The 24530-nt window shown below is 71.7% G+C and carries 17 protein-coding genes; 6 read left to right on the forward strand and 11 right to left on the reverse strand.

Annotation, left to right across the window (positions count from 1 at the left end; all coding sequences use genetic code 11):
• Nucleotides 1-256: 256 nt before the first annotated feature.
• Together ACF07B_RS30725 and ACF07B_RS30730 are read left to right on the forward strand one after the other, a co-directional pair.
• Entirely contained in the window at nt 257-1462 is a 1206-nt protein-coding gene (locus ACF07B_RS30725) for a CDP-alcohol phosphatidyltransferase family protein (protein WP_392181359.1), read from the forward strand.
• Between the two features lie 23 nt (nt 1463-1485).
• Nucleotides 1486-5967: a glycosyltransferase gene (locus ACF07B_RS30730; RefSeq protein WP_392181360.1), complete on the forward strand. Its 4482-nt coding sequence runs from the start codon at nt 1486-1488 to the stop codon at nt 5965-5967.
• Between the two features lie 124 nt (nt 5968-6091).
• On the opposite strand, the gene ACF07B_RS30735 is transcribed toward ACF07B_RS30730, so the two are convergent.
• From ACF07B_RS30735 to ACF07B_RS30755, 5 genes are all read right to left on the reverse strand, one after another.
• The gene (locus tag ACF07B_RS30735; protein ID WP_392181361.1) at nt 6092-8218 is read right to left on the reverse strand and encodes a 3-hydroxyacyl-CoA dehydrogenase NAD-binding domain-containing protein; all 2127 of its coding nucleotides are present in this window, start codon (nt 8216-8218) and stop codon (nt 6092-6094) included.
• Nucleotides 8215-9441 (reverse strand): acetyl-CoA C-acyltransferase, encoded by a 1227-nt coding sequence (locus ACF07B_RS30740; RefSeq protein WP_326784967.1) that lies wholly within the window; start codon nt 9439-9441, stop codon nt 8215-8217. The genes ACF07B_RS30735 and ACF07B_RS30740 overlap by 4 nt, the downstream gene beginning before the upstream one ends.
• A gap of 685 nt (nt 9442-10126) precedes the next feature.
• The gene (locus tag ACF07B_RS30745) at nt 10127-11404 is read right to left on the reverse strand and encodes a ribonuclease D (RefSeq protein WP_369486500.1); all 1278 of its coding nucleotides are present in this window, start codon (nt 11402-11404) and stop codon (nt 10127-10129) included.
• 183 nt (nt 11405-11587) lie between these two features.
• Entirely contained in the window at nt 11588-12250 is a 663-nt protein-coding gene (locus tag ACF07B_RS30750; protein ID WP_019073943.1) for a response regulator transcription factor, read from the reverse strand.
• 289 nt (nt 12251-12539) lie between these two features.
• Complete coding sequence (locus tag ACF07B_RS30755; RefSeq protein WP_362395047.1) at nt 12540-13217, reverse strand: DUF3000 domain-containing protein; 678 nt, start codon at nt 13215-13217, stop codon at nt 12540-12542.
• Between the two features lie 186 nt (nt 13218-13403).
• Here ACF07B_RS30755 and hemE point away from each other — a divergent pair, with 186 nt between their 5' ends.
• Nucleotides 13404-14471 carry a uroporphyrinogen decarboxylase gene (hemE, locus tag ACF07B_RS30760; protein ID WP_369486501.1) on the forward strand — a complete coding sequence of 356 codons (1068 nt, stop codon included), beginning with the start codon at nt 13404-13406 and terminating at the stop codon, nt 14469-14471.
• 13 nt (nt 14472-14484) lie between these two features.
• Here the strand turns inward: hemE and ACF07B_RS30765 are convergent, their stop codons facing one another.
• Nucleotides 14485-15303 carry a rhomboid family intramembrane serine protease gene (locus ACF07B_RS30765; protein WP_369486502.1) on the reverse strand — a complete coding sequence of 273 codons (819 nt, stop codon included), beginning with the start codon at nt 15301-15303 and terminating at the stop codon, nt 14485-14487.
• A gap of 190 nt (nt 15304-15493) precedes the next feature.
• On the opposite strand from ACF07B_RS30765, the gene ACF07B_RS30770 reads away from it, so the two are divergent.
• Nucleotides 15494-15826, forward strand: coding sequence for a hypothetical protein (locus ACF07B_RS30770; RefSeq protein WP_392181362.1), 333 nt, complete (start codon nt 15494-15496; stop codon nt 15824-15826).
• A 94-nt stretch (nt 15827-15920) separates the two neighbouring features.
• On the opposite strand, the gene ACF07B_RS30775 is transcribed toward ACF07B_RS30770, so the two are convergent.
• Nucleotides 15921-17339 (reverse strand): FAD-dependent oxidoreductase, encoded by a 1419-nt coding sequence (locus ACF07B_RS30775; RefSeq protein ID WP_392181363.1) that lies wholly within the window; start codon nt 17337-17339, stop codon nt 15921-15923.
• Nucleotides 17340-17366: 27 nt separating this feature from the next.
• A complete protein-coding gene (locus ACF07B_RS30780; protein WP_392181382.1) occupies nt 17367-18398 on the reverse strand; it encodes a DUF4349 domain-containing protein in 1032 nt (343 codons plus the stop codon).
• A 263-nt stretch (nt 18399-18661) separates the two neighbouring features.
• Between ACF07B_RS30780 and hemG the strand changes: the two genes are divergently transcribed.
• Together hemG and hemQ are read left to right on the forward strand one after the other, a co-directional pair.
• Complete coding sequence (gene hemG, locus ACF07B_RS30785; RefSeq protein ID WP_392181364.1) at nt 18662-20122, forward strand: protoporphyrinogen oxidase; 1461 nt, start codon at nt 18662-18664, stop codon at nt 20120-20122.
• Between the two features lie 4 nt (nt 20123-20126).
• Nucleotides 20127-20858, forward strand: a complete 732-nt coding sequence (gene hemQ, locus ACF07B_RS30790) for a hydrogen peroxide-dependent heme synthase (RefSeq protein ID WP_362395065.1) — start codon at nt 20127-20129, stop codon at nt 20856-20858.
• A 100-nt stretch (nt 20859-20958) separates the two neighbouring features.
• Here hemQ and ACF07B_RS30795 read toward each other — a convergent pair whose 3' ends face one another.
• The 3 genes from ACF07B_RS30795 to ACF07B_RS30805 all read right to left on the reverse strand — a co-directional run bounded on the left by ACF07B_RS30795 (nt 20959) and on the right by ACF07B_RS30805 (nt 24466).
• Complete coding sequence (locus ACF07B_RS30795) at nt 20959-22548, reverse strand: alpha/beta hydrolase (RefSeq protein WP_392181365.1); 1590 nt, start codon at nt 22546-22548, stop codon at nt 20959-20961.
• 139 nt (nt 22549-22687) lie between these two features.
• Nucleotides 22688-23479 carry a TIGR04222 domain-containing membrane protein gene (locus tag ACF07B_RS30800; RefSeq protein WP_392181366.1) on the reverse strand — a complete coding sequence of 264 codons (792 nt, stop codon included), beginning with the start codon at nt 23477-23479 and terminating at the stop codon, nt 22688-22690.
• Between the two features lie 123 nt (nt 23480-23602).
• The gene (locus tag ACF07B_RS30805; RefSeq protein WP_392181367.1) at nt 23603-24466 is read right to left on the reverse strand and encodes a hypothetical protein; all 864 of its coding nucleotides are present in this window, start codon (nt 24464-24466) and stop codon (nt 23603-23605) included.
• Between the last annotated feature and the right edge of the window lie 64 nt (nt 24467-24530).

Raw genomic sequence — 24530 nt, forward strand, 5'->3', positions numbered from 1 at the left:
GTTCCATGCGGCGCCGACGGCTGCGGAGCGTGAAGATCAGAAATGGTTGTATGGGGAATCTGTGATCAACGTCGCGGTCAATCACAGGTAAATGTGCGCCTTCATGCAGGTGAAGGCTTGTTAAAGTTCAGGTCGCTCTTGTGGTGATCCTGTGAATGCGTGGACTTGCCTGTGAGCCCCCTGGGATGCGCGTCAGCACCTACGGGGTACTTCGTCCTGTCTCATGGGTGACTGAGGGGTTATGTCCAGGCTATCGTTGCGGGCTGTCCAAAAACTGACCTGCAAGAAGCGCGATGCCTGGTGGACGGTCCTTCTGGTCGACCCCGTCGCCACACGGCTGCTGCTCGTCTTCGCCCGCTTCCGGTTCATCACGCCGAACGGGGTCACCTGGGCCGCGCTGTTCATCGGAACCGGTTCGGCCGCCCTCTTCCTGAAGGGCGACCGCGACTCCCTGCTGCTCGGCGCCCTGCTGTACCACGTGAGCTTCATCCTCGACTGCATCGACGGCAAACTAGCCCGCCTCAAGGGCAACGGAAGCGTCTTCGGCGGCTGGCTCGACTACGTCTTCGACCGCATCCGCGTGCTGTTCTGCGCCCTCGCCCTGATGGGCGGCCAGTTCCTGCGTACGGACGACGAGCGCTACCTCGTGGCCGCCCTCGGCGTGGTCTTCCTCGACATGCTGCGCTACGTCGACGCCCTGCAGATCTTCAAGATGCGCCAGTCGATGCGTACGAAGATCGAGAAGGTCACCCGGGAGCGCGCGGCGGCCGAGCAGGCCGAGCGGGACGCCCGGGCCGAGGCGCAGGGTCCGCAGGTCGTCTTCATGGAGGACCTGCTGCGGGACAACCCGCACGCCTCCGCGGAGACCCTGCGCGAGGAGGCCGGCGCGCCGAACGTCGTCGACCTGCACGAACAGTTCCGCGACCAGTTCCCCTGGTACACCCGCCTCCGCCGGGCCATGCTGCGCACCCGGATCCGCCCCCACCTGATCAGCGGCATCGAGTTCCAGATGTTCATCTTCATCGTGGGCCCGCTGATCGGGCGGATCCTGTGGACCACCGCGGTCTCGGCCGCCCTGCTGATGCTCTTCGAGCTCGTCATCATGTACAAGTTCCTGCTCTCCACCCGCGACTTCACCCGCGTCATGGAGGATCTCAGCGTCGCCCCGGCCGCCGGCGGGACCATCGCCCCGCAGCTGCACCGGGGCCGCCACCGCCGCGCCGTGCAGGAGGCCCTGGAGGCCGACGAGCGTCCCCCGGCGCCGCGGCCGGAGGACGACCCCGGATTCTGGGCCTATCCGCAGCCGGACGCCTACTTCCAGAACCCCGATCCCTTCCATCCGACCGAAGCACTCCCCCGCATCCCCAGCCCGCACGGCGACACCATGCCGCTCACCCAGTTCGGGAGGCCGTTGCCGGACGAGCGGCACGGAACACCGGGGGTCTGGGAGAACTCTCGATGAGAAGCAGCGCAGGACAGCCCCAGATGCAACAGGTACAGGACGGCGACAACTCCTGGGTCACCGTGGTCATCCCCGCGTACAACGCGGCCACGACCATCGGCAAGGCACTCCAGTCCGCTGTGAACCAGACGTACGAACTGGTCGAGGTCATCGTCGTCGACGACGCCTCGACCGACGGCACGATCGAGGTGGTCGCCAACTTCGCCGGCCACAACCCGCGGGTGCGGGTGCTGCGCCGCAAGGAGAACAGCGGCGGCGTCGGCGCCCCCCGCAACTGGGGCATCGCCCAGGCCGCCGGACGCTGGGTGATGTTCCTCGACGCCGACGACGAACTGCCGCCCCGGGCCTGCGAACGGCTGGTCGCCGCCGCCCTGGAGAGCGGCAGCGACATCACCGCGGGCAAGGCGGTACGCGTCAACCGGGACACCGGCGACTCCGCGCCCTGGGCGCCGGAGGTCTACGCGATGGGCCGTACCGTCCCGGGACTGGAGGAGTTCCCGCTCCTGCTCTCCGACCCCATCGCCGCCGCCAAGCTCTACAGCGTGGAGTTCCTGCGCTCGGCCGGAGTGTGGTTCCCCGAGGGCGTCTTCTACGAGGACACGTACTTCTCCACGGTCGCGGGCTGCCTGGCCCGGGGCATCACCGTCATCACCGACCCCGTCTACCGCTGGATGTGGGAGACCGACGGCGCCTCCATCACCGGCCGCACCGGGGAGCTGCGCAGCATCACGGACCGCATCGCGGTGCACCGGGCCACGGACCAGTTCCTGCTGGAGCGGGGCCTGTGGTCGCTCAAGGCCCGCAAGGACGCCAAGTTCCTCACCCACGACCTGCGTCTGTACATGCGGGCCCTCGCCGAGGGCGACGCCGAGTTCCAGCAGCGCTTCGCCGACCTGGTCAGCTCCTACCTGTTCTCCCTGAGCGAGGAGGCCTTCGAGCTGTGCGGCCCGGTGGACCGGGTGCGCGCCTATTTCCTGATGTACGAGGAGATCGAGGCCGCCCTGACCACGCTGGACTACACCCAGCGCAAGAGCGTCTTCTCCTCCCACATGGTCGAGGAGGACGGCCGGGTCTACTGGTCGGCCGACCATCTGCACCTGCCGGGCGCCCGCCGCATGCTGGACGTGACCGAACTGGACCTGGCCGCCGCCACGGTGTCGCAGATCCCGCTCTTCGCCCAGCTCAACAGCTGGCGCGTCGAGGGCACGGAGCTGACGTACGAGGGCGAGCTCGTCAACCGCTTCGCGCGGATCGGCGCCGGTGACTCCCTCTCGCTGTCCCTGGCCGTGCGCAACCGGCACACCAAGCAGGATGTCGTGGTCCCGATCCCCGAGGTCTCCGTCGACGAGCGCCTGGTGGCCTTCTCCGGCCGGGCCGACCTGATCCGGCTGCTCGGCGAGGACATCTCCGACAGCACGGTGTGGAACGTCTCGGTCATCGTCGAGTGGAACCGCAGTCGCTCCCGTTCCGCCCTGAACGTGCGCGACATCGTCCTGGAGGGTCTGACCTTCACCCACGAGGGCGAGGAGCGCGAGGGCTACCGCACGGTCAGCGGCAACCTCGCCTTCCGGTCCGCGACGGCCGGCCGGCGCAGCTTCGAGTCCGAACAGAGCGACCCGGACGCCCCGTGGATGTGGTGGCGCGACCGCGTCCACCCGCCGATCCGTCAGCTCCCCCGCCGCTTCGAGCTCGCGGTCGTCGTGCCCTGCTACAACGTCGCCAAGTACCTCGACGACTGCCTCGGCTCCCTCGCCGCCCAGCGCGGCTTCGCCGCCACCCAGGTCATCCTGGTCGACGACGGCGCGACCGACGAGACGCCGCAGATGCTGGAACGTTTCGCCAGCCACTACGCCAACGTCACCGTCATCCACCAGCGCAACGGCGGCCTGGGCAACGCCCGCAACACCGGACTCGACCAGGTCGTCGCCCCGTACGTCACCTTCCTCGACTCGGACGACATCCTCGGCGAGGACGCCCTGGCCGCGATGACCGAGGCCGCCCACCGCAACGGCTCCGACGTCGTCATGGGCGACCTCGTCAACTTCCCCGACCGGCCCTACGGTCCGTGGAAGGACTACTTCGGCCACGGCGACCGCCTCATCGAGGACTTCGCCGAGACACCCGACATGATCTTCAGCGGCTCGGCCTGCAACAAGCTGTTCAGCACCGGACTGCTGCGCGGCCTCGGTCTGCGCTTCGGCGAGGGCGTGCACTTCGAGGACGCCTGGCTGACCCTGCCGGCGATGCTGCGCGCGCGGTCCATCAGCCTCGTCGACCGGCCCGTCTACTGGTACCGGGGCCGCCCCGACGGCTCGTCCATCATGGACTCGCTGTGGAGCAAGCCCGCCAACTACCGCGACCACCTGCGGCTCAACCACTTCCTGCTGGACCTCAGCGCCGCCGAGCGCCCCGAGATCCGCCGCATGTTCCAGCGCTACGCCGCCCGCACGTACAAGGGCTTCCTGTGCAACGCCCGCAATGTCATGGGCCGTACACAGCTGGCCGAGATGTTCCCCGACATTCACCATCACTACGCGCAGATCCCCGACGACGTGATCGTCGAGTTCGTCACGAGCCCGGCCCAGCAGCTCGACCACTACGCGGCCAGGACCGGCAACTTCGAGCTGTTCTGTGACCCCGAACCGGCCCTGGCGGCGGCCCCGCCGCTGGTGGAGGTCGACGACGACGGCTTCTACCGCACCTTCCCCGGCGGCGTTCTCCCCAGCCGCTCGGCCCGGGTCAAGGACCCCAACGTCGTGGTGGAGAGCGTCCGCACCCGGGACGACGTCCTGGTCCTCGAAGGCTGCATGGCCTTCCCCGGCATGGACCTGAGCGGACCGATGGACAACCGGCTGGAGCTCGTCTATCAGACGAAGGACGACAAGATCGCCGTCCCGCTCACCCAGGTCTACCGGCGCGACCTGTGGAACGCCCGCAACGGCCGCGACCTCTACGCCGGCTGGTACGCGGAGCTCCCCGCCGAGGTCCTCGCCCGCGTCGGCCCCGGTGTCGGGGACTTCCGGCTGCGCGTCCACCGCGCGGACGGCACCCGGCACCGCAACGTGGTGATGAAGGCACGCCTGGCCCTGCACCGGTTCAAGGGACCCGGCCGGGTCGGCGCCTACCGCTACATGCTCACCATCGGTGCCCAGGACGTCCTGCACCTGCGCGTGGTCGACTCCGGTCCCGTCGCGCGGATCGGGCACGCCCGGTGGCGGGCCATGCGGGAGCTGCGCATCCTCAGGACGCGCAACCCCGGATGGAAGATGCGCCTCGCCTACTGGCTGACCTACCCGCTCCTGAACTCCAAGGAGATCTGGCTGATCGGCGAGCGCTCCGACACCGCGCAGGACAACTCGTACCACTTCTTCAAGTGGATCCGGGAGAACCACAAGCGGCGCAAGGCGTACTACGTCATCGACGGCGAGTCCGCCGACCATGCGAAGGTCGCCCCGTACGGCCGCGTGCTCAAGCTGGGTTCCTTCAAGCACCGGATGTACCTGCTGCACGCGACGAAGCTCATCGGCTCCTACGACTCCGAGTCCTACATGGTCCCCGAGGGCTACAAGAAGGCGCTGTTCCTGCACCGGTTCGGTGAACTGATCAAGTACCAGCGGGTGTTCCTCCAGCACGGCGTCACCTACAACGACGTGACCTCCGGCGCCGACCAGCGCATCGCCAGCTACGACCTGCTGGTGACCGCCGGCCGCCAGGAACGCGAGTTCATGGCCCAGGAGGCCGGTTACGGCGAACGGGCCCAGCCCGTGGGCTTCCCGCGGTTCGACGCCCTGCGGCGCGAACCGCGGGACAAGCCGCGCATCCTGCTGATGCCGACCTGGCGCCAGTGGATCGTCACCGCCTCGTACAAGAAGTCCTCCGGATCCACGCAGAGCAACTTCACCCAGTCCGAGTACTACCGGTTCTACCGGACCCTGCTGTCCGACCCCCGGCTGGGCCGGGCCCTCGAACACTTCGGTGTGGACCTGGAGTTCTTCCCGCACTACGAGATCCGGCCCTACCTGCACACCTTCCAGTTCTCCTCGTCCTCCATCCACGTCGCGGACCCGCGCGCCCGCAATGTCCAGCAGGCGATGAAGGAGTGCTCGCTGCTGGTCACCGACTACTCGTCGGTCTTCTTCGACGTGGCCTACATGGGCATCCCGCTCGTCTACGTCCCCTTCGACGAGGAGGACTTCTACGGGCGGCACTACAAGCGCGGCTACTTCAATCTCTCCGAGGACGGCTTCGGCCCGGTGGCCCGGACCGTCGACCAGGCCGTGGACGAGATCATCGCGACCATGCGCCGGGGCTTCACCGTCGAGCCCGTCCACGAGGCCCGGGTCGAGGACTTCTTCGTGCACCGCGGTGGAGGCAACTGTCTGCGGGTGTTCGAGGCCATCGACGCGCTCGGCGAGGCGCCCGCGGCCGCGCTCGCGCCCGCCGGCCCGGTCGGCGCGCTGGCGCGGCCGGAGACCGCGCTGACGCGGTGGATCGACGCGGCCTGACGTCGGCCCGTCCCGGATCCTTCTCGCGGGCGACCCGAACGGGTGCGTTCGTGACAACGGGACGAGAACAGGAAGAGGGCCCCCGCCGAACGGCGGGGGCCCTCTTCCTGTTCTCGTCAGGCCGTTACGCCGGGACCGACGCCACGCCCGCGTCCAGGAAACGCTTCCCGGTCACGCGCTCCGAGACGCCCTCGCGGTCCAGGTACGGCGTGATGCCGCCCAGGTGGAAGGGCCAGCCCGCGCCGGTGATCAGGCAGAGGTCGATGTCCTGGGCCTCGGCGACGACGCCCTCGTCGAGCATGAGGCCGATCTCCTGGGCCACCGCGTCGAGGACCCGGTCCCGCACCTGCTCCTCGGTCAGGACGACGTCGCCCTGCTTGAGGAGAGCCGCGACCTCGGGGTCCAGCTCCGGCTTGCCGGAGTCGTAGACGTAGAAGCCGCGCTTGCCCGCCTTGACGACGGCCGCGAGGTTCGGGGAGACCGTGAAGCGGTCCGGGAAGGCCCGGTTGAGGGTCTCCGAGACGTGCAGGCCGATCGCGGGGCCGACCAGTTCGAGGAGGACCAGCGGGGACATCGGCAGGCCGAGCGGCTCGATGGCCTTCTCGGCGACCTCGACCGAGGTGCCCTCGTCGATGACGTTCTGGATCTCGCCCATGAAGCGGGTCAGGATGCGGTTCACGACGAACGCCGGGGCGTCCTTGGTGAGCACCGCGGTCTTCTTCAGCTTCTTGGCGACGGCGAACGCCGTGGCCAGCGAGGCGTCGTCCGTCTGCTCGCCGCGCACGATCTCCAGGAGCGGGAGGATCGCGACCGGGTTGAAGAAGTGGAAGCCCACGACCCGCTCGGGGTTCTTCAGCTTCGACGCCATCTCGGTGACCGACAGCGAGGAGGTGTTGGTGGCGAAGATCGCGTGCGCCGGGGCGACCGCCTCGACCTCCGCGAACACCTGCTGCTTGACGCCGATCTCCTCGAAGACGGCCTCGATGACGAAGTCGGCGTCGGAGAAGCCCTCCGCCTTGTCCAGCACACCGGAGACCAGGGCCTTCAGGCGGTTGGCCTTGTCCCGGTTCACGCGGCCCTTGAGCAGCAGCTTGTCGATCTCGGCGTGGACGTAGCCCACACCCTTGTCGACGCGCTCCTGGTCGATGTCCGTGAGGACGACCGGGACCTCCAGGCGGCGCAGGAAGAGCAGGGCCAGCTGCGAGGCCATCAGGCCCGCGCCGACGACGCCCACCTTGGTGACCGGACGCGCGAGCGACTTGTCCGGCGCACCCGCCGGACGCTTGCCGCGCTTCTGCACCAGGTTGAAGGCGTAGATGCCGGAGCGCAGTTCGCCACCCATGATCAGGTCGGCGAGCGCCACGTCCTCGGCGTCGTAGCCCTTCTGCAGGTCGCCGTCCTTGGCCGCGGCGATGATGTCCAGCGCGCGGTAGGCGGCCGGGGCGGCCCCGTGCACCTTGCTGTCGGCGATGAAGCGGCCCTGCGCGACGGCCTGGTCCCAGGCCTCGCCGCGGTCGATCTCCGGGCGCTCGACGGCGATCTCACCCTTGAGGAGGGAGGCCGTCCACAGCAGCGACTGCTCCAGGAAGTCCGCACCCTCGAAGAGCGCGTCGGCGATGCCGAGGTCGTAGACCTGACCGCCCTTGAGCTGCTTGTTCTGGTTGAGCGAGTTCTCGATGATCACCGAGACGGCCTTGTCCGCGCCGATCAGGTTCGGCAGGATCGTGCAGCCGCCCCAGCCGGGGACCAGACCGAGGAAGACCTCGGGCAGCGAGAACGCCGGCAGGGCCGCGGAGACGGTCCGGTACGAGCAGTGCAGACCGACCTCGACGCCACCGCCCATCGCCGCTCCGTTGTAGTACGCGAAGGTCGGGACCGCGAGGCCCGACAGACGCTTGAAGACCTCGTGGCCGCCCTTGCCGATGGCCAGCGCGTCCTCGTGCCTCTTCAGCAGCTCGACACCCTTGAGGTCGGCGCCGACCGCGAAGATGAACGGCTTGCCGGTGACACCGATACCGACGATCTCGCCGGCCGCGGCCTCCTTCTCGACCTGGTCGATGGCGGTGTTCAGGTTCGCCAGCGACTGAGGACCGAAGGTGGTCGGCTTGGTGTGGTCGAAGCCGTTGTCGAGGGTGATGAGCGCGAAGCGCCCGGCACCGAACGGCAGGTCGAGGTGGCGTACGTTCGCGGACGTCACTACCTCGTCGGGGAACAGCTCGGCTGCGCCCTTCAGGAGTTCAGCGGTGGTCACTTGTCGCCTCCGGCGTCCTTGTGGTGCGGGTTCTCCCAGATCACCGTGGCGCCCATGCCGAAGCCGACGCACATGGTGGTGAGGCCGTAACGGACCTCCGGCTGCTCCTCGAACTGGCGGGCCAGCTGCGTCATCAGACGGACGCCGGAGGAGGCGAGCGGGTGGCCGTACGCGATGGCGCCGCCGTACTGGTTGACGCGCGCGTCGTCGTCGGCGATGCCGTAGTGCTCCAGGAAGGCGAGCACCTGGACGGCGAAGGCCTCGTTGATCTCGAAGAGGTTGATGTCCTCGATCGACAGACCGGCCTGGGCGAGGGCCTTCTCGGTGGCCGGGATCGGGCCGTAGCCCATGACCTCCGGCTCGACACCCGCGAAGGCGTACGAGACCAGGCGCATCTTGACCGGCAGGCCGTTCTCGCGGGCGAAGTCCTCGGAGGCGAGGATCGACGCGGTCGCACCGTCGTTCAGACCGGCGGCGTTACCGGCGGTGACCCGGCCGTGCACGCGGAACGGGGTCTTCAGGCCGGACAGGTTCTCCAGCGTGGTGCCCGGACGCATCGGCTCGTCGGCGGTGACCAGGCCCCAGCCCGTCTCACCGATCTCCGCGTTGGTGTTGCGCACCGAGATCGGCACCAGGTCCTGCTGGATCTTGCCGTTGGCGTACGCCTTGGCGGCCTTCTCCTGCGAGCGCACGGCGTACTCGTCGGCGCGCTGCTTGGTGATGGTCGGGTAGCGGTCGTGCAGGTTCTCGGCGGTCATGCCCATGAACAGGGCGGACTCGTCGACCAGCTTCTCGCTGACGAACCGCGGGTTCGGGTCCACGCCCTCGCCCATGGGGTGACGGCCCATGTGCTCGACACCGCCGGCGATGACGACGTCGTACGCGCCGAAGCCGATGGAGCCCGCGGTGGCGGTGACGGCGGTCAGCGCGCCCGCGCACATGCGGTCGATGGAGTAGCCGGGGACCGACTGGGGGAGCCCGGCGAGGATGCCGGCCGTGCGGCCCAGGGTCAGACCCTGGTCACCGATCTGCGTGGTCGCGGCGATGGCGACCTCGTCGATCTTCTTGGGGTCAAGACCGGGGTTGCGGCGCAGCAGCTCCCGGATGGCCTTCACGACGAGGTCGTCGGCGCGGGTCTCGTGGTAGATGCCCTTCGGGCCCGCCTTGCCGAACGGGGTGCGGACGCCGTCTACGAAGACGACGTCCCTGACGGTACGAGGCACGATGGCTCTCCTCCAGATGCGGGATGGCACTGCTGCGCGGACACACGCCTGAGCGCGCGCTCAGCACCCATGCTACTTACGAGTAACCAACCTGCCCAGTCCCGCGGGCGGGAGCGGCGAAGGTCACATCCGGAAGGCCCGCGTGTTCCGGCCCGGCCGCTCGCGCACGGGCGTCCGGCACCGGCCCGCCGCCCGGGGTCCGCCCCGCCGGCCCTCGCGCCGGACGGTCCGTCCACGGCTCTCCGGCCTGCCCCGGCGCCGCCTCACCGGGGCCGGACACCCAGGAGAAGGGCCGCGTTCGGACGCCCAGGATCTTGGCGTGATCTCGTCGCTCGTTCGACGGGCCGGTCGCGCTTCGAGGACCCGTTCGGCGCGTACCGGGAGTGCCGGCACCCGCCCCGGGCGGCACCCGTGGCGGGGCGCGCGAGGGACCTGCCGGGCGCGCGGAGTGCTTCCGGGCCCCCGGAGCAACCGGGGAGCGCGCCGGACGTCCGGCGCGCACACGGCGTACGAGCGGCGCACGCCGCACACGGGCGCGCGCCGGACACACGGTCTACGCCGAACGGGTGACCGTACGCCCGGTACGCCGCCGCGCGGGGGAGAGGGCCGCCCCGGAGAGTGACCCCGGTCCGCCCCGGGCGGGGCGCTCCTGGGGGGTCAGGGGCGTTCCGACGGTCACGGCGTCCTAGGCGGTCTTCACGGACAGCGCCGTCACCAGTTCCGGAGTGACCAGCTCCACCTGCCAGGGCCGCGCCCCGCAGGCGGTGAGCGCCGCGCCCACCGACTCCGTGTCCGGTGTCGTGGGCGGCTCCCAGCACACGCGCCGCACGGTGTCCGGGGTGATCAGGTTCTCCTGCGGCATGTTCAGCCGTTCGGCCAGCGCCGACACGGCGGCCCGCGCGGCGGAGAGGCGGGCGGCGGCGGCCGGGTCCTTGTCGGCCCAGGCCCGCGGCGGGGGAGGTCCCGTCACCGGCTGGCCGGGCTGCGGCAGCTCGGCGTCCGGCAGTGCCTTCGCGCGGTCGACCGCGGCCTGCCACTGCTCCAGCTGGCGCCGGCCCATGCGGTGCCCGAAGCCGTTCAGGGCGGCCAGGGCGTGCACGTTGGCGGGCACGGCCAGCGCCGCTTCGACGATCGCCGCGTCCCCGAGCACCTTGCCCGGCGAGATGTCCCGGCGCTGCGCGACACGGTCCCGGGTCTCCCACAGCTCCCGGACGACGGCCATCTGCCGGCGGCGGCGCACCTTGTGCATCCCGGACGTGCGGCGCCAGGGGTCCTTGCGCGGGGGCGCGGGCTCGGCCTGGGCGATGGCGTCGAACTCCTGCCGGGCCCACTCCAGCTTGCCCTGCCGGTCGAGCTCCTTCTCCAGGGCGTCGCGCAGATCGACCAGCAGTTCCACGTCGAGCGCGGCGTAGCGCAGCCAGGGCTCGGGCAGCGGGCGCGTCGACCAGTCGACGGCGGAGTGCCCCTTCTCCAGGACGAAGCCGAGGACGCTCTCCACCATGGCTCCGAGGCCCACCCGGGGGAACCCGGCCAGGCGTCCGGCCAGCTCGGTGTCGAAGAGCGTGTCGGGGATCATGCCTATCCCGCGGAGGCAGGGCAGGTCCTGGGTGGCGGCGTGCAGGACCCATTCCGCCCCGGAGACGGCCTCACCGAGACCGGAGAGGTCGGGACAGGCGACGGGGTCGATGAGCGCGCTGCCGGCGCCCTCGCGGCGCAGCTGCACCAGATAGGCGCGCTGGCCGTACCGGTACCCGGAAGCGCGCTCGGCGTCGACGGCCACCGGGCCGGAGCCGGCGGCGAACGCGGCGATCACCTCGGCGAGCGAGGCCTCGTCGGCGATCACCGGAGGGATGCCTTCTCGGGGCTCGAGCAACGGGGTCGGCGCCGATTCGACGTCGTCCGGAGGGCCGCCTCCGGTGGTTCGCAGTGAGCTGTCTGCTGCGGTCTCTTGGGCGTCGGTCACCTGTCAAGAGTATCTGTGGATGGACAACGCCCGTCGACGGAACGTTCCGTCGACGGGCGTCGGATGGTCGTAAACCAGTCAGGTGAGCGCAAGACGCGGTTCACGCGCCGGGTGGCGGCCAGGGGAACGGGCGGCCGTTCGGTGTCGTGGCGGGGGGCGGGGAGGACGGCGGTGAGGGAGGGGTCAGTGGATGATTCCGGTCCGCAGGGCCACCGCGACCATGCCGGCGCGGTCGCCCGTGCCGAGCTTGCGCGCGATACGGGCGAGGTGGCTCTTGACGGTCAGCGCGGACAGACCCATGGAGACGCCGATGGCCTTGTTCGACTGGCCCTCCGCGACCAGTCGAAGGACCTCGACCTCTCGTCCGGACAGTTCGCGGTAGCCGCCCGGGTGGCTCGGGGCACCCGGGGGGCGGCGGTGCATACGGGCGGCGGCCGAGCCGATGGGCGCGGCGCCGGGCCGGGTGGGGAGCCCGACGTTCGTGCGGGTGCCGGTGACGACGTAGCCCTTGACGCCGCCCGCGAGGGCGTTGCGTACGGCACCGATGTCGTCGGCGGCGGAGAGGGCGAGGCCGTTGGGCCAGCCCGCGGCTCGGGTTTCGGAAAGGAGGGTGAGGCCGGAACCGTCCGGCAGATGGACATCGGCGACGCAGATGTCGCGCGGGTTGCCGATTCGGGGACGGGCCTCCGCGACGGACGACGCCTCGATGACGTCGCGCACTCCGAGCGCCCACAGATGGCGGGTGACGGTGGAGCGGACCCGGGGGTCGGCCACGACCACCATGGCGGTCGGCTTGTTCGGGCGGTAGGCGACCAGGCTTGCGGGCTGCTCGAGGAGAACGGACACCAGGCCTCCTGGGGTGCGGGACGGGCCAGGCTCTGGGGGGCGAGCCGGGACGAACCGTGCTTTCAAGGTCACAGACGTCTTCGGCATCAAACCTGTCGACCTTTAGGGAATGATCACGATGGGGTGAGTAATAATCCGTGCAATTCGGACGCGCGATCGATCATCCGAAGATCGAACCGAGTCGTTCGGCGTCGTTCCGTGTCGATACACGGCCGAAAGTGGTCGTATCGACAGGTGGCCGGTAAGGAAACGGAAAGGGCGCGCGCGTCGGCGCGCGCCCTTGCGGGGGTCAGCGGGACTGTGGTCCCCGGCGCTGCGGCAGGGTGACCACCGAGGCGTCGCCCGGAGTCACCGGCGGCAGTCCCGCGATCTGGCACAGCAGGTCGCACCAGGCCGCGAGGTGCGCGGCGGTGTCCGGTACGCCGCCGAGTCCCTCCCGGGGTGTCCAGGACGCGCGGATCTCGATCTGCGAGGCGGCGGGGCGCTCCGCGAGCCCGCCGAAGTAGTGCGAGCTCGCGCGGGTCACCGTGCCGCTCGGCTCGCCGTACGAGAGACCGCGGGCCTGGAGCGCGCCGGTCAGCCATGACCAGCAGACCTCGGGCAGCAGCGGATCGGCGGCCATCTCCGGCTCCAGTTCCGCGCGGACCAGGGTCACCAGACGGAAGGAGCCCTGCCAGGCGTCGTGCCCGGCCGGGTCGTGCAGCAGGACGAGGCGGCCGTCGGCCAGATCCTCGTCGTCGGCCACGACCGCGGCCTCCAGCGCGTACGCGTACGGAGCCAGGCGCTGCGGTGGTCGTGTCGGGTCGATCTCGATGTCCGGCCGCGGCCGGGCGGCCCGCAGCGCGTCGACGGCCGCCCGGAAGGGCAACGGGGCCGTCTCCGCCGCATTCCTGTCCTTCTCCTGCTTCTCCCTCGCGTCGTCCATCCCGCCAGCGCCGTCCGACAGTCGTCCCTGAGCCGCAGCCATGCCGGGAAGATTAAGGGGAACGGAGCCCGCGCGCAGGGAGAGACACCCGTGCGTGGGACCCCTGTCCGGATCGTGCCGCGCGGACACCACCCCGCGGACGGGCCCGTGCGGAGGAGCGGAGCCGGGGCGGCGGGTGCGGCGGAGCCCGGGACGGGGGTGTCCGCGAGCCGTGGGAGACTTTCCGTCGTGAGCGCCAACCACAGCCCCGCCGGGCAGCAGCCGACAGTCACGTACGAGTCCGCCTTTCTCAAGGCGTGCAGGCGCGAGCCCGTGCCGCACACACCCGTGTGGTTCATGCGGCAGGCCGGTCGCTCACTGCCCGAGTACCTCAAGGTGCGCGAGGGCATCCCCATGCTGGAGTCCTGCACGCGGCCCGAGCTGGTCGCGGAGATCACCCTCCAGCCGGTCCGCCGGCACCACGTGGACGCCGCGATCTATTACAGCGACATCGTCGTCCCGCTGAAGGCCATCGGCGTCGACCTGGACATCAAGCCGGGCGTCGGCCCGGTCGTCCAGAACCCGATCCGCACCCGCGCCGACCTGGCCCAACTGCGCGATCTGACCCCCGAGGACGTCTGGTACGTCACCGAGGCGATCGGGCTCCTGACGGCCGAACTCGGCGAAACCCCCCTCATCGGATTCGCGGGCGCGCCTTTCACCCTCGCGAGTTACCTCGTGGAGGGCGGTCCGTCCAAGAACCACGAGCACACCAAGGCGCTGATGTACAGCGACCCGCAGCTGTGGGCCGATCTGCTCGACCGTCTCGCCGAGATCACCTCCGCCTTCCTGAAGGTGCAGATCGAGGCCGGGGCGAGCGCCGTCCAGCTCTTCGACTCCTGGGTCGGCGCGCTGGCACCCGCCGACTACCGCCGCTCCGTGATGCCCGCCTCCGCCAAGGTCTTCGACGCCGTCGCCCCGTACGGCGTGCCGCGCATCCACTTCGGCGTCGGCACCGGCGAGCTGCTCGGCCTCATGGGCGAGGCCGGCGCGGACGTCGTCGGCGTCGACTGGCGCGTCCCGCTCGACGAGGCCGCCCGCCGTGTCGGCCCCGGCAAGGCGCTCCAGGGCAACCTCGACCCGGCGGTCCTGTTCTCGACCCCCGAGGCCGTCGAGGCGAAGACCCGCGAGGTGCTCGACGCCGCCGCCGGTCTGGAGGGCCACGTCTTCAACCTCGGACACGGCGTCATGCCGAGCATGGACCCGGACGCGCTGAGCCGTCTGGTGGAGTACGTCCACACGCAGACGGCCCGCTAGGGCCCGCCCCGGCTCACCAGCTGTGCCGCGCCTGTCTGCCGAACAGCAGGCGGCGCGGCTCGGGCGGGGGCGGGGTGCCGGCGCGCAGCGGCCAGGCCAGGAGCATGCCGGCCAGGAAGCCGACGACGTGCGCCGCGTACGCCACGGTGCCCGCGGCGGGCACGGCGGCGCCGGACGAGTACGCGGCCTGGAGCACGAACCAGAAGCCCAGCACGAGCCACGCGGGCAGCCGGAGCGGCAGGAACACCAGGAACGGGACCAAGACCCAGACCCTGGCTCTCGGATACAGCACCAGATACGCGCCGAGGACCCCGGCGATCGCCCCCGAGGCACCGATCAGCGGATCGCCCGAGTCCTCGTTGACCAGCGCGAAGCCGTACGCCGCCGCGAAACCGCAGGCCACGTAGAACAGCGTGAAGCGCACATGTCCGAGCCGGTCCTCGATGTTGTTGCCGAAGATCAGCAGGAAGAGCATGTTGCCCAGCAGGTGCAGCCAGCTCCCGTGCAGGAACATCGCCGTGAGCACCGACAGCGGCGGCGACTTGTCGTAGCCTCGCGGGCCCAGGACGCAGCCCGGTCCGTGCGGCCCGCCGCCGACGTCCCCGGTCGGTACCAGACGGGGTATCCGATGATGGATCAGTTCCTGCGGCACGGCGGCGTAGTGGTCCATGAACGCCCGCAGATGACACAGCTGCGACAGGGCGCTGTCGCCCGCCACCGATCCGGCGAGACCGGGGGTGTAGAGGAACACGAGCACATTGGCGGCGATCAGCGCGTACGTCACATAGGGCGTGCGCCGCACCGGGTTCACGTCATGGACGGGAATGACCACGAGGGACTACTGCCCCCGTGGCGCGGGGTGAATCCGCGCTCCACCGGGCCCGGCCGTCGGCACGGTTTCCCGCCGGACCCACTGAACACATGTGCCCCCGCGGCCGTATGTTTCCTCAGCCCCCCGCGTCGCTCCGTCGGCGTGGCGCGGGTACGACGACGCGACGAAGTGAAGACGTGAGGACCAGGCCATGAGCGACCGAGTTACTCCTCCGATGCACGCCCTGCCCGACGGCGAGGCGGAAATCGCGCTGGTGCTGCACCTCCCCTGGGAGGACGTCGCCGCGCTCGGCCAGGATGCCGGCCGCCTCGCGGCCCGGATGCAGCGGCCGGTGACCCTGGACGAGGCCGTCAGCCATCGCCTCCGGTCCTCCCGGCCGGCGGCCCACGCGAAGCCGGCCCAGACCCCGCCCTCGGGCACCGCGGCCGGCTCGGTCTCCTCGCTGCCGCCCCGGCAGCCCGCGGAGCAGGCCCGGCAGACGATGGACCGGATCAGCGGGAGCGCCGGGAACGAGTCCGCCTAGGACCAGTCCGGTACGGCCGGGCCACCGGCCGGACCGGACACCGGCGTCCGGCCGGACCGGCCGGACGAGGGGAAGGCGCGCCGTCCCGCGCTCGTCACGGGGCCGCCCGCCGTACCTTCGCCACCGCCTTGCGGGCCGCCACCAGGACGGGGTCCCAGACGGGCGAGAACGGCGGCGCGTAGCCGAGGTCCAGCATCGTCATCTGTTCCACCGTCATGCCCGCGGTCAGCGCCACCGCGGCGATGTCGACCCGTTTCGCCGCGCCCTCCCGGCCGACGATCTGCACGCCGAGCAGCCGTCCCGTGCGGTGCTCCGCGAGCATCTTCACCGTCATGAGGGCGGCGTTCGGGTAGTAGCCCGCGCGGCTCGTCGACTCGATGGTGACGGTCTCGAACCGCAAGCCCGCCCGGTGCGCGTCCTTCTCGCGCAGTCCCGTGCGGGCGATCTCCAGATCGCAGACCTTGCTCACCGCGGTGCCGACGACACCGGGGAACGTGGCGTATCCGCCGGCCACGTTGGAGCCGATGACCTGCCCGTGCTTGTTCGCGTGCGTGCCCAGCGCGATGTGCCGCTCGCGTCCCGAGACCAGGTCGAGCACCTCGACGCAGTCGCCGCCCGCCCAGATGTCCTCGTGGCCGCGCACCCGCATCGACAGATCGGTGAGCAGCCCGCCGTGGTCACCGAGCGGCAGCCCCGCCGCGCGGGCGAGCGTGGTCTCGGGGCGCACACCGATGCCCAGCACCACCACGTCCGCCGGGTACGTGGCGTCCTTGGTGACGACCGCGCGGACCCGCCCTTCGTCGCCGGTGAGGAACGCGGTGACCTCGGTGTCGCCGACCATGGTGATCCCGAGGCCCTCCATGGCGGTGTGCACCAGGCGGCCCATGTCCGGGTCGAGGGTGGCCATGGGTTCCCTGCCGCGGTTGACGACGGTCACCTCGTACCCGCGGTTGATGAGCGCCTCGGCCATCTCCACGCCGATGTAGCCCGCCCCGACGACCACGGCCCGGCGGCCCTCGGACGCCGCGAGCGTGTCGAGCAGGGCCTGCCCGTCGTCCAGGGTCTGCACGCCGTGCACGCCCGGCGCGTCGGCACCCGGCAGCTCCGGGCGGACCGGACGCGCGCCGGTCGCGATGACGAGCCTGTCGTACGACGTCCACGCCTCGGCCCCGGTGCCGAGGTCCCGGGACCGTACCCGGGCGCCCGCGACGTCGATCTCAGTGACCTCCGTACGCATCCGCAGGTCGATGGAGCGCTCACGGTGTTCCTCGGGGGTCCGCGCGATCAGCCGGTCGCGCTCCGGGACGTCGCCGCCCACCCAGTACGGGATGCCGCACGCCGAGTACGACGTGAAGTGGCCCCGCTCGAACGCCACGATCTCCAGCTCGTCCGGGCCGCGCAGCCGGCGCGCCTGTGACGCGGCGGACATCCCCGCCGCGTCACCCCCGATCACGACCAGTCGTTCCCGGGCGCCGTGCCCGCCCCTCGCACCGCTCGTATCGCTCATGCTCATACGAACACGCTACGGGGGCCCGGCACTTCAGTCCTCCCCGCCGCCTTCCGCGGCTCCGTCGCGGGCGGGCGGGGCGGCCTTCGGCGCGGCCTCGCCCACCGGAGCCGGTCCGGGAGCCGGGCGGGACGGCGGAACCGGGACCGGGACCGCCGACGCCCGCGCGGCGGCACTCGGGGCCGGACGCGGAGCCACCGCCGGGGCCGGGCGGCGGGGCAGCCGGGGACGCACGAGACGCATCCACACCAGGGCGATCAGACCGAGGACCACCGCGAAGGGGAGCAGCGCCCCGATCGCCAGGGCCAGCCAGCGCACCATGGTGACCAGCACGTCCCAGCCGCCCTGGAGCGCGTCCACGAAGCCGGGGTCCTCCTCCTTCTTCTCGGCCTTCTTCACGGGGGTCTCGGACAAGGAGAGGGTGATCGTGGCCAGGCTCGTACGGTCCTTCAGCGACGCCTGCTGGGCGAGCAGCGCCTCCAGGTCGGCCTCCCGGCTGCTCAACTCCCCTTCCAGGGCGACGACATCACTCAGTTTGGTCGCCTTGTCCATCAGTTCGCGGACCCGGGCCACACTGGCGCGCTGCGACTTGACGCGGCTCTCCACGTCCACGACCTGATCGGTGACGTCCTGCGCCTTGGCCGTCCGCTCGACGACCTTGCCCGCGCCCTCCAGGTCGGCGAGCACCTGGTCGTAGCGCTCGGTGGGCACCCGCAGGACGAGGCGGGTGCGCTCGTGACCCCTTCCGTCACGGGTGGTGGTCTCGTTGCCGACGTAGCCGCCGGCGTTCTCGGCCGTGGTCCGGGCGTCGTCCAGGGCCTTGGTCACCTCCTTGACCTCGACGGTCAGGGAGGCGGTCCGGATGATGCGGTTCACCGTCACCTTGGGCGGGGCGGCCTTGCGTCCGCCCGAGCCGTCGCTCCCGGCCGCACCCGAGTCCGCCCTCTCCGCGGGGCCGGCCTTCGCGTCCTCGGCGTTCTGCGCGACCCCCTTGTCGCTGCTGCTGGTCTCCGAGGCGCCGCCGGCGCCGCATCCCGTCAGCGCGAGCGCGGTGACGAGGAACATCCCGGCCAGGGCCCGGGCCGGGCGGGCGGTGCGTCCTGGTGAGGCGGGTGAGACCGAGACGGATGGCACGGGCCGGTCCGGACGTCCGGAGCTGCGTGTGAGCATGCGGGCTACCCCCAAGGTGGTGACGACTGACGCTTCTTCGACGCCGCAGGGGCCCAGGACGTTGGAGTGCCCCGGTCCCGATGCGGTCACGGTCCGGACTCGCGCCGGACACCGGGCTCCCCGCCGGAGGCGCCGGCGCTGTCTGAGAAGGTGGAGCCATGCGCGAAGAGGACACTTCTCCGGGTTCGGGACACGTCGTGGTCGTCGGCGGAGGGATCGCGGGGCTGGCCGCCGCCCACCGCCTGCTCGGTCGGGGCGCGCGCGTCACCGTCCTGGAGGCCTCCGACCGCCTGGGCGGCAAACTGCTGGCCGGCGAGATCGCGGGTGTGCGCGTCGACCTCGGCGCCGAGTCGATGCTGGCACGCCGCCCGGAGGCCGTGGACCTCGCCCGCGAGGCGGGACTGGGCGAGCGCCTCCGGCCGCCCGCCACCGCGACGGCCTCCCTGTGGACCCGCGGAACCCTGCGCCCCATGCCCAAGGGCCACGTCATGGGCGTCCCCGGCAGCGCCTCCGCCGTCTCCGGTGTCCTCTCCGAAGAGGGCCTGCGCCGCATCGAGCGCGACGCCGACCTGCCCCGCACCGAGGTCGGCGAGGACATCGCCGTCGGCGCGTACGTGGCGGCACGCCTCGGCCGCGAGGTCGTCGACCGCCTCGTGGAACCCCTCCTCGGCGGCGTGTACGCGGGCGACGCCTACCGCATCTCGATGCGCCTGGCCGTCCCCCAGCTCTACGCCGCCGCCCGCACGCACACCTCCCTCACCGAGGCCGTGCGCGAGATCCAGGCCAAGGCGGCCGCCGCCGGGCAGACCGGCCCCGTGTTCATGGGCATCGACGGCGGGGTGGGCCGGCTGCCGCTCGCGGTCGCCGGGTCGGTGACGGCACGCGGGGGCGAGATCCTCACCGGGACGCCGGTGACCGAGCTGCGCAGGACCGCGGCGGCCGGCTGGCGCGTCGTCGCCGGGGACCGTGTCCTGCACGCCGACGCGGTCGTCCTGGCGCTGCCCGCCCCGGCCGCCTCCGCGCTGCTGCGGGCCGAGGCCCCGGCCGCGGCGGCCGAGCTGGCCGCCGTGGAGTACGCGTCGATGGCCCTGGTGACCCTCGCCTACCGCGCCGAGGACGCCACCCTCCCCGAAGGAAGCGGCTTCCTGGTGCCGCCGGTCGACGGGCACACCATCAAGGCGTCCACCTTCGCGTCCCGCAAGTGGGGCTGGATCGCCGACCAGGACCCCGGCCTGCTGGTCCTGCGCACCTCCGTCGGGCGGTACGGCGACACGGAGGTGCTCGGCAGGCCCGACGCCGACCTCGTCGAGGTGTCCCGCCACGACCTGCGGGAGGCGACCGGGCTCGACGCCGAGCCGGTGGAGACCCGGGTGACCCGCTGGGACGACGGCCTGCCCCAGTACCCGGTCGGCCACCACGCGCGCGTGGCCCGCGTCCGCGACCACGTCGGAAGGCTGCCGGGCCTCGCGGTGTGCGGCGCGGCGTACGACGGGGTCGGCATCCCCGCCTGCATCGCGTCCGCGTACGCCGCCGTCGACCGGCTCGGCGGCGACGGCGGCGCGCTCGAGGCGCTGCGGGCCGACCCGGTGCAGAGCCTGCACGGCGGCGCGGGAGAATAGCCCCATGAGTGACGACGCACCCACCACCGAGGCCGCCAGGATCCCGAACAAGGGCAAGCTGGCCAAGGACCTGAACGAGGTCATCCGCTACACCCTGTGGTCGGTCTTCAAGCTGAAGGACGTGCTCCCCGAGGACCGGGCCGGTTACGCCGACGAGGTCCAGGAGCTGTTCGACCGTCTCGCCGCGAAGGACATCACCGTCCGCGGCACCTACGACGTCTCGGGACTGCGCGCCGACGCCGACGTCATGATCTGGTGGCACGCCGAGACCAGCGACCAGCTCCAGGAGGCGTACAACCTCTTCCGCCGGACGAAGCTGGGCCGTGCCCTGGAGCCGGTGTGGTCGAACATGGCGCTGCACCGGCCCGCCGAGTTCAACCGCTCGCACATCCCGGCGTTCCTCGCCGACGAGACGCCGCGCAACTATGTGAGCGTCTACCCCTTCGTGCGCTCCTACGACTGGTACCTGCTGCCCGACGAGGACCGCCGCCGCATGCTCGCCGACCACGGCAAGATGGCCCGCGGCTACCCGGACGTGCGCGCCAACACGGTCGCCTCGTTCTCGCTCGGCGACTACGAGTGGATGCTCGCGTTCGAGGCCGACGAGCTGTACCGCATCGTCGACCTCATGCGCCACCTGCGTGCCTCCGAGGCCCGGATGCACGTCCGCGAGGAGGTCCCGTTCTACACCGGCCGCCGCAAGGACGTCGCCGAACTGGTCGCGGGTCTCGCCTGACCGTCCAGGCTTCCCGCCGTCCCGGCACCTCGCCGGCCGTCCCCGCGCGAGGGCGGGCGCCCCTCCGGGGGACGCCCGCCTTCGGTCTTCCCGGAGCCGGTCAGTGGGCCCGCGCCACCGGTTCCCGGTGCGGCGCGCACCCCGCGTTCCGCCCGGGGAGCCGGCCCTCCAGCAGATAGGCGTCCAGATAGCCGTTGACGCAGGTGTTGGGGCCGCCCGCGATCCCATGGGTGCCGGCACCGTTCTCGGTCACCAGCGCCGAGCCCCACAGCCGCCGCTGCAACTCCTTGGCACCCTCGTAGGGCGTCGCCGCGTCCCGCTCGGCGGCGAGGATCAGCGTCGGCGGCAGTTCCCCGGGCAGGGTCCGTACGTCGAGCGGCTTCTGCCGGGGCGCGGACCAGTACGCGCACGGCAGGTTCATCCACACGTTGTCCCAGGTCTCGAACGGGGCGACCCGCGCCAGACGGGTGTTGTCGCGGTCCCAGGTGCGCCAGTCGGTCGGCCAGGGCGCGTCGTTGCACTCCACGGCCGTGTAGACCGCGTTGCCGTTCTCCTGCTCGGCGGCGGCCTCCGGGTGCGGTCCCGCCAGCTGGATCAGCGGCTTCGGGTCACCCTTCAGATAGGCGGACAGCGCCAGCGCGCGCTGCGGCCAGTAGTCGTCGAAGTACCCGGCCTGGAGGAACGCGCCCTGAAGCTGGGCGGGTCCCACCGTGCCGCCCGCGGGCGAGGCGGCGAGCCGGGAGCGCGCCTTCTCGTAGGAGCGCCGCACCTCCTCGGACGTGCGGCCCAGCTTGTACACCTTGTCGTGCCGGGCCATCCACGCGCGGAAGTCGGCCCAGCGGACCTCGAACGCGGCCGACTGGTCGAGGTTGTTGCCGTACCAGACCTTCTCGGGGTCGGGGTTCACCGCCGAGTCGAAGACCATGCGGCGTACGTGCGAGGGGAACAGCGTCGCGTACAGGGCGCCGAAGTAGGTCCCGTACGAGGCACCCATGAACGTCAGCCTCCGCTCACCGAGCGCGGCCCGCAGGACGTCCAGGTCACGGGCGTTGTTGAGCGAGGTGTAGTGGCGCAGGGCGGAGCCCGAACGCCGGGCGCAGCCGCGGGCGTACGCCTTCGCCTCCGCGATCCGCGCCTTCTTGTACGACTCGGAGGGGACCGCCGGGGCCTCCAGGAGCGGCTTCGGCCGGTGCTTGGGGTCCCGGCAGGACAGCGGCGCCGACCGGTCGACGCCGCGCGGGGCGTAGCCGACGAGGTCGTACGCGGCTCCGATCCGCTTCCACGCGGGCAGCATGCCGATCAGCGGGAAGTACATGCCGGAGGCGCCGGGACCGCCGGGGTTGTACACGAGAGCGCCCTGGCGCGGCACCTTGTGCTTCGCGTTGTGCGGATCCTTGCCGGTGGCCTGCACCCGGCTGACGGTCAGTCTGATCCGCTTGCCGTCGGGGAGCGCGTAGTCGAGGGGCACCGTGACCGTGCCGCACCGGAGGCCGGACGGCAGATGCTCCTCCTTGGGGCACTTGGCGAAGCGGATGCCCGCGGCGGCGGCGCGCTGGGCGGCGACGGCGGTGCCGCGTGTCTCGGCGGATCCGGCCGGGCCCGGCCAGGCCGGCGCGCCGCCCGCGGGAGCGGCGACGAGGCCGGTCAGCAGCAGGGACCCCGCGGTTCCGTGGAGGACGGCAGCTCTCATCGCGAATCCCTTCGGCGCACGGCAGCGACAGAAGGGATGCTTCGGCGGGCGGCCGGCGAAGTAAAGCACCGCCCGCCGGTGTCGGCGCCAATGACCCCGATGCGCCCCCCGGAGCACCTTTCAGCCCCCTGGCCAGGCCCTAGTGAGCCCCCTCGCGCCAGGGGGTGTCGCGGTCACGGTGTGCCAGGGCCGCGCGCAGTTCCGGCTCGCCGATCGCGCGGATGCCGCGCACGGCGACGGAGGTGAGGTACGTACGGTCGTCGCCCGACGCGTCGGAGTGCCTGGCCAGGGTGCCGAGCAGCCGCTGTCCGGCCGGGGAGGCCCAGCGGGTGCTGGGGTGCACCTCGATCCGGGCTATGGCGAGACAGCTCAGCGTCAGGATGAGCGGGAGCAGGAACCAGACGGCCACCGGGACGTCGCTGCCCGGGGCCTGGCCCGGCAGCAGCAGGGCCACGAGGCCCAGCGCGAGGACCGCGGCCGCGGCGGCCCGGACCTGGCGGACGGCACCCGCGACGGTGGTGCGGGCCCCGTCGGGGACGGCGAGGCCGGCCGCGACCAGGCGGTCCGCGAGACGGCGTACCGAGTCGGCGGCGGCGGTGGCCGCCCGCAGGGGTGCTATCCGGGACTGGCCCTCGGGTCCGATCGCCCTGATGACCGAGCGCTCCATGTCGTCGCGCCCGCGCGGGTCGACGACCGTGGCCCAGCCGGTGTGCGCGAGCAGCAGGCGACGCTGGCGGGCCATGGACACCAGGGTCAGGTCGGCCACCCGGGCCGGTCCGCCGGACAGGAACGCGGCCTCGTACAGCGTGAGGTCGTGCCCGCGGGCGGTGTCGGCGTCGAGCGAGGCGGCGTGGACCGCGGCCAGACACAGCCGGGTGCAGGAGACGCCGGCCGCCAGCCAGGCGAGGAGCAGGAGAAGGACCCAGAACATGGCGTTTTTCTATGCGATGTGGCCGGTGGGCGCCATGCTCCCCTCACGATGTGGGACGCACCCGTGGCCGGTATGTGACGTTCCGTTTGTCGCGGACCCCGGCGACGCGGCGCCCGCACATGCTCAACTCGTATGGGTCGGGCCGCTCTTGAGGACCTTGTAGTACCCGACGGAGTCGAGTTCGAGCTCGAACACCATTCCGTGCCGCCGACGGGTGGCGGCGACGGTCGCGCCCTTCGGCTCGCGGGCGACCCGGGAGACCGGCGGGTCGTCGACGAGGTGGGAGTAGGGCTCCTCGATCAGCCGGGCGGGGTCACGGTCGCGGACCGTGTCCCAGGTCAGCCGCCGGCCGGAGGCGGCCATCCGGTTCGGCTCCGGACTCCGGTCCGCCGCCGTGGTCCCGCCGGAATCACGGTAGTAGGCGACGATCCGGTCGGTGCCGGCGTCATGCGTGAAGGGAACGCCGCCGCCCCGCGTGTCCTGCCGGTGTCGCGCGGCGGTGCCCTTGTCGAGGATGTCGTCGAGGACGTCGGCGACGTGCCCGGGGTCGGCGCCGTAGTAGGCGGTGAGGTCCATCGAGCAGGAGATCCGGTAGTCGTCGGTGTCGTCCTGGGTGATCGCCCCCGGCCCGGATCCCGGCACGCAGATGTCGTGCACGACGACCAGGCTCAGAAAGAGGCCGCCGGGACCGGCATAGGACCGGGCCACGTCGCGCAGGTGTGCCTCGGTCCGCTCACGCGCCCGGTGCGCCTGACCGCTCTCCCCGAGCTCGCGCAGCCCATCGTCGCCGATCGCGCGGCCGGGCGGCGCGCACGCGGACAGGGTGATCAGTACGGCGCCGGCGAGAACTCCCCGCAGGAGCGCCGAGGCAAAGGAGCCCGCCCGGCCGAGAAACGCCAGGGGCGCTCCACCGGCCTGGATCGGACGGAGGGCCGGCAGCATCCGCGCCGCGCCCCGATCGTGTGCCGTCACGTCGTCATGTCCCATCGCGTGTCGGTCCTTCCCGGCTCTCGCCCACGGTCCGCCGAGCCGCCGGAAGGCGCATGAGTGT

It is taken from the genome of Streptomyces sp. NPDC015532, from assembly GCF_043078065.1.
Classification (GTDB): domain Bacteria; phylum Actinomycetota; class Actinomycetes; order Streptomycetales; family Streptomycetaceae; genus Streptomyces.

Excerpts from the sequence above, each read along its gene's own strand:
- ACF07B_RS30730 (WP_392181360.1), top strand. The coding sequence starts at position 1,486 with ATGCAACAGGTACAGGACGGCGACAACTCCTGGGTCACCGTGGTCATC.
- ACF07B_RS30755 (WP_362395047.1), bottom strand. The coding sequence starts at position 13,217 with ATGGCTGCGGCTCAGGGACGACTGTCGGACGGCGCTGGCGGGATGGAC.
- ACF07B_RS30770 (WP_392181362.1), top strand. The coding sequence starts at position 15,494 with ATGAGCGACCGAGTTACTCCTCCGATGCACGCCCTGCCCGACGGCGAG.
- ACF07B_RS30775 (WP_392181363.1), bottom strand. The coding sequence starts at position 17,339 with ATGAGCATGAGCGATACGAGCGGTGCGAGGGGCGGGCACGGCGCCCGG.
- ACF07B_RS30780 (WP_392181382.1), bottom strand. The coding sequence starts at position 18,398 with ATGTTCCTCGTCACCGCGCTCGCGCTGACGGGATGCGGCGCCGGCGGC.
- hemG (WP_392181364.1), top strand. The coding sequence starts at position 18,662 with ATGCGCGAAGAGGACACTTCTCCGGGTTCGGGACACGTCGTGGTCGTC.
- hemQ (WP_362395065.1), top strand. The coding sequence starts at position 20,127 with ATGAGTGACGACGCACCCACCACCGAGGCCGCCAGGATCCCGAACAAG.
- ACF07B_RS30795 (WP_392181365.1), bottom strand. The coding sequence starts at position 22,548 with ATGAGAGCTGCCGTCCTCCACGGAACCGCGGGGTCCCTGCTGCTGACC.
- ACF07B_RS30800 (WP_392181366.1), bottom strand. The coding sequence starts at position 23,479 with ATGTTCTGGGTCCTTCTCCTGCTCCTCGCCTGGCTGGCGGCCGGCGTC.
- ACF07B_RS30805 (WP_392181367.1), bottom strand. The coding sequence starts at position 24,466 with ATGGGACATGACGACGTGACGGCACACGATCGGGGCGCGGCGCGGATG.